This window comes from Variovorax sp. 01T439_2 (genome assembly GCF_056398445.1).
In genome coordinates, this window is sequence record NZ_JBFTPJ010000394.1 from 1 (window position 1) to 5,072 (window position 5,072).

The window sequence follows — 5,072 nt, forward strand, 5'->3', positions numbered from 1 at the left end:
AGCCACAGCAGGTAGGCGGCGCCGGCAAGCCGGATCGCGTCGAACGCGACCGGCACCGCCAGCAGCAGCGCGGTGAGGCCGAGCGCGGCCGCGAACAGGTGCGCAAGAAAGGCCATCATCACGCCGCCGAGCGAGACCAGCCCGGCGCGCCGGCCCTGGATGAGCGTGCGCGACACGCAATAGATCATGTTCGGCCCCGGCGTGAGCGCCAGCAGCATCGAGGCGAGTGCGAACCAGGCGATTTCGGTCAAGCTCAGCATGTCAGAGTCCTTCGGATTGAAGCGTGACGGGGCCGCGGGGCGTGTCGAGCACGGCCACCAGATTGGGTGCGCCGGCCTGCACCGCCATGCCGGCCATGCCGATGGCCGACAGCGCCGCAGAGAGGTCGGCCGCGCGCGGATGCGTGGCCTGCAGCGAGCGCATCGCAAGGCCTGAGGCCGGCATGGCGTCGGTGGGATGCACCGGGCCCCACTGGATCAGCGTGGGCAGCGCGCCGTAGAAGAGGCGCTGGCCGTCGTTGCGCACCGTGATCTGCCATTCGAGCCGACCGGCGGGCGTGTCGCGCGAGGCTTCGAGCAACTGCCCACGGTCGATGTGCGCGTGCTCCTCGTGCGCCAGCGCCTGCAGCGCGGCGTGTGCATCAGGCACGCGCGCGACGAAGTGCACCAGCCGCGGTCCGCGCCGCGCGAGCCCGGCCTGCAGCACCGGGTCGTCCAGGTCGAACCAGCGGCGCGTGCCGGGGCGCGATGGCCGCTTGCCGGGCTCGATCGCGATGATTTCGAGGTAGGCCTGCGGGAACCCCTCGGCCGCGATGTTCAGCAGCCGGTTGTGCGTGCCCATCAGCGGATGCGAGCCACCGGGGCCCGGCGTGACGCCGAGCGTGGCCTCGCACCACGCCACGCCCTCGGCCAGCGAGGCGGCGGCGATCACCAGGTGGTCGAGCTGCGCGTGCATGGTGTGTTGTGCCCTACAGCGTGACCTGGCCGTCGACGCAGGCCACGGCATCGCCGCCGACCCACACCTTGCCGTCGGCGTCGCGCTCGATGTACACCCGCCCGGAACGGCCGAGGCACTGGCCCTGCGCGGCCACATAGCGCGCGGGCATGTGGCCGTCGGCAATCAGCCATTCGGCCAGGCTGGCGTTGAGGCTGCCGGTGACCGGGTCTTCTTCCACGCCGATGGGCGCGGCAAAGGCGCGTACCTCGAGGTCGATCTTCTGGCCGTCGTCTTGGTCGATGGCAACGGACTTGCCGCCGAAGGCGCGCGCCTCGCGGTTCGAGCGGCCGATCAGCATCGACGCGCCCTGCTCGGTCGGCACACCCGCCACGCCGGCCTTCACGCCCAGCTCCTTGAGCATGCGGTGGTCGGGCACCAGCCGGAGCACGGTGTCCGCATCGCTGAGCAGCAGGCCGAACCACACCGGTCCGTTGTCGAGCACCTGGGCCGCGACCACCTGCTGCGCCTTCAGGCCCAGCGCACCCGCCACCTTGGCCAGCAGCGTGGGGCTGGGCGCGCTGCGCTTGAGCGGCGGGGCCGAGAAAGCCAGGCGCTCGCCTTCATGGCGCAGCGGCACCAGGCCGGCCGCGCACTGCTGCACGATCCGGCCCGCCGCCTTCGGCTTGCCGCCGGCCTGCAGCCAGGCATGGCAGCTGCCGATGGTGGGATGGCCCGCAAAGGGCAGCTCGCCGCCGGGCGTGAAGATGCGCACGCGGTAGTCGGCCGAGGGTTCGGTCGGCGGCAGCAGGAAGGTGGTTTCCGACAGGTTGGTCCACTGCGCGAAGCGCTGCATCTCGGCGTCGCCCAGGCCGCTGCCGTCGAGCACCACGGCGAGCGGGTTGCCGAGGTAGGGCGTGGCGGTGAAGACGTCGACTTGTTTGAACGGGCGGGGTTTCATGCTTTTCATTCGAGCGGGAGGTCGAGCACGCCGCGCGTGCCCGGCCGGGAGATCAGTTCGCCGTACCAGCGTTCGAGGTTCGGCCAGCTCGGGCGCTGGTATTCGGCCGGCGGCAGGCCGAACCAGCGGTGCGCCTCGCAGCCGATGGGAATGTCGGCCATGGTGAAGCGGTCGCCGGCCATGAAGGGCTGCCGCGAAAGATGCGCGTCGAGCATCGCGAACAGCGCCTCGCTCGCATGCACCGAGGCCGCGATCAGCGCGGGGTCGCGCTCGGCCGGCAGCGTGCGCACCCATTGCACGAAGGCGTCGCGGCTCGCGCGGTTGAGCGTGGTCTGCTGCCAGTCCATCCAGCGCTCGGCATCGRAGCGCGCGGGCAGCTCGCTCGGGTAGAACTTGCCGTGCGAGTGCTTGGCGCAGAGATAGCGCACGATCACGTTCGATTCCCACAGCGTGACGCGATCGCTGCCTTCGCCGTCGTCGATGGTGGGCACCATCGCGTTCGGATTGAGCGCCAGGTACTCGGGCGTCTGCACCACGCCGAAGCGGCCGCCGGCCTCGGTGCGTTGAAAGTCGAGCCCGAGTTCCTGCGCGCACCAGACGACTTTGCGCACGTTGATCGAACTGATGCGGCCCCAGATGTTGAGCATGGTGTTCAGCTTCCTTGGACAGGTGTGGCGGACAGGGCGGATGGYACGGCGGGACGGTCGAGCAGCAGCAGGCGAATCGCCAGGCCGACCATCACCAGGGCCAGCAGGCCGCGCTGGAACTTTTCAGCCCCCGGGCGGCGCTGCAGCCAGCGGCCGAGCTGTCCGCTGCAGGCGCCGAGCAGCGTGTTGAACGCGAGTGCGGCTGCCGACAGCATGACGCCGAGCTGCACCAGTTGCAAGGGTACGCTGCCGCGCGCCGGGTCGACGAACTGCGGCAGGAACACCATGAAGAACAGCAGCGCCTTCGGATTGACGAGGTTGTTCAGGAAAGCCATGCGCACGATGCGCGCGAAGGCGGATGGCTGCGCACGCGCTCCCGTGGGGAGGCCGCCGCTGCTGCGAAGGGCCTGCACCGCGAGCCACAGCAGGTACAGCGCACCCGCGTAGCGCAGCAGGTCGAACGAGGGCGGCCAGGCCGCGACCAGCGCCGTCACGCCGGTGGCGGCGAAGAGCGTGTGCACCAGGTCGGCCGACGAGATGCCCAGCGCCGCCGCGAAGCCGCCGCGCGGCCCATGGGCCACGCCGTGCGAGAGCACGAAGGCCATGTTCGGCCCCGGCGACAGGAACAGCGCGAGAACGGCCAGCAGGAAGAGCGCGAGCGTGGCGAGGCTGATCATGGTGTGTCTTCTTGCGATGCTTCCTTCAGGCAGCTGCGGCCGTGGCTGCTGGAACCGAGGGGAGGTAAGGCTCGATGTTGCGCAGCGCGCGCGCCACGTAGTCTTCCTTCTCGCCCACCGGCGCCACGTAGTGCAGCGCGCTCGTCGCGGCCTCGATGCCCTCGCTGCGTGCGATGAGCCAGGCCGCGAGGTAGGGCGCCGACAGGCAGCCGCCGGCGGTTGCCACGTTGCCCTTGGCGAAGAAAGGCTGGTTGAGCACCTCGACGCCGGCCTCCTGCACCCAGGGCTTGGTCGTGAGGTCGGTGCAGGCCGGCACCGCGCCCAGCAGGCCCAGCTTGGCGAGCAGCAGCGTGCCCGAGCATTGCGCGCCGATCAGCTGCCGCTTCGCATCGAGCCGGCGCAGCGCGCCCATGATGGCCGGGTCGGCCGCGATCTCGCGCGTGCGGATGCCGCTGCCGACGAGCACCGCGCCGGCCTCGGCGGCCGCCTCGAGCGTGGAGCTCGCATGGACGGTGACGCCGTTCATCGAGGTAACCGTGGCGCTGGGCGCGGCCAGCGTCACGCGCCAGCCCGGCCTCTTGATGCGGTTGAGCACCCCGAGCGCGATCAGCGAGTCGAGTTCGTTGAAGCCGTCGAAAGTCAGGATGGCGATGTGCATCGTGGTCTGCCTTGTGTTGTGCGGCTCAGACGGGTTCGGGCGCAAGCCTGCGTTCGCCCAGCAGCGCCAGCTCTTCGCGCAGCGTCAGGGCCAGCGCGGCGATGGCGGTGTCGATCTCCTCGACGCTGGCGGTCACGAACGACAGCCGCAGCGTGCGCGGATCGCCCTGGTCCGCATAGAAGGGCGCGCCCGGCACGAAGGCCACGTTGCGCTCCACCGCCTTGGGCAAGAGCGCGACGGTGTCGATGCCTTCGGGCAGCCGGGCCCACAGGAACATGCCGCCCTTGGGCGCGTTGAACTTCACGTCCAGCCCGGCCATCTCGCGCGTGAGCGCGGCCATCATCGCGTCGCGCTGGCGCTTGTAGAGCGCGCGGATGGTGGGCACGTGGCGCTCGAGGAAGTTGTCCTTCATCACGGCCGAGACCATGCGCTGCGTGAAGATCGGCGTGTGCAGGTCGACCGCCTGCTTGGCCTGCAGCAGCTTCGGGAAGATGGCCTTCGGCGCAACCAGGAAGCCCAGGCGCAGGCCCGGTGCGAGCACCTTCGAGAACGAACCCAGGTAGATGCAGCCTTCGGGGTTGCGCGCCGTGAGCGGCAGCGGCGGGGCTTCGTCGAACCACAGTTCGCCGTACGGGTTGTCCTCGACGATCGGCAGGCCGGCCGCGGCCGCAGCGGCCGACACCGCCGCACGGCGCGCCTCGGTCATGGTGCGGCCGGTGGGGTTCTGGAAATTGGGCAGCAGGTAGATGAAGCGCCCATCCTTCGCCTTGGCCACCAGGTCTTCGACGATCACGCCCTCGTCGTCGCTCGCCACGCTCACCGGGTTCGGCTCCATCGGGCCGAAGGCCTGCAGCGCGCCCAGGTAGGTGGGCGTCTCGACCAGCACCTTGCTGCCCGGATCGATGAGCACCTTGGCCACCAGGTCGAGGCCCTGCTGCGAGCCGGTGGTGATGAGCACCTGCGCGGGATCGACGTTCCACGGCAGCATGTCGGCCACGGCCTGGCGCAGCGGCGCATAGCCTTCGCTCGCGGCGTACTGCAGCGCGGCCTGGCCATCGTTGTGCAGCACTTCGGCGCAGGCGTCGGCAAAGGCCTGGATCGGGAAGGTCTTGGGCGAGGGCAGGCCGCCGGCCAGGCTGATGATGCCGGGGCGCTCGGTGACCTTGAGGATTTCACGCAGCACCGACGGATTCATC

7 protein-coding genes are annotated in these 5,072 nt (G+C 70.3%); all 7 read right to left on the reverse strand.

The genetic code is table 11. The features are described 5' to 3' along the window. A partial coding sequence (locus AC1DOC_RS18520; RefSeq protein WP_478130240.1) for a LysE family translocator occupies window positions 1-260 on the reverse strand: 260 nt, incomplete at its 3' end. A 1-nt stretch (window position 261) separates the two neighbouring features. After that, complete coding sequence (locus AC1DOC_RS18525; RefSeq protein WP_478079141.1) at window positions 262-954, reverse strand: VOC family protein; 693 nt, start codon at window positions 952-954, stop codon at window positions 262-264. 13 nt (window positions 955-967) lie between these two features. Next, on the reverse strand, window positions 968-1,894 hold the full coding sequence (locus tag AC1DOC_RS18530) for a PhzF family phenazine biosynthesis protein (RefSeq protein ID WP_478079142.1): 927 nt from the start codon (window positions 1,892-1,894) through the stop codon (window positions 968-970). 5 nt (window positions 1,895-1,899) lie between these two features. Then, complete coding sequence (locus tag AC1DOC_RS18535) at window positions 1,900-2,541, reverse strand: glutathione S-transferase family protein (protein ID WP_478130241.1); 642 nt, start codon at window positions 2,539-2,541, stop codon at window positions 1,900-1,902. A 5-nt stretch (window positions 2,542-2,546) separates the two neighbouring features. Next, complete coding sequence (locus AC1DOC_RS18540; RefSeq protein ID WP_062363433.1) at window positions 2,547-3,218, reverse strand: LysE family translocator; 672 nt, start codon at window positions 3,216-3,218, stop codon at window positions 2,547-2,549. Between the two features lie 25 nt (window positions 3,219-3,243). Continuing rightward, window positions 3,244-3,876, reverse strand: a complete 633-nt coding sequence (locus AC1DOC_RS18545) for a DJ-1/PfpI family protein (protein WP_478079144.1) — start codon at window positions 3,874-3,876, stop codon at window positions 3,244-3,246. Window positions 3,877-3,901: 25 nt separating this feature from the next. Continuing rightward, a complete protein-coding gene (locus AC1DOC_RS18550) occupies window positions 3,902-5,071 on the reverse strand; it encodes an aminotransferase-like domain-containing protein (protein ID WP_478130242.1) in 1,170 nt (389 codons plus the stop codon). Between the last annotated feature and the right edge of the window lies 1 nt (window position 5,072).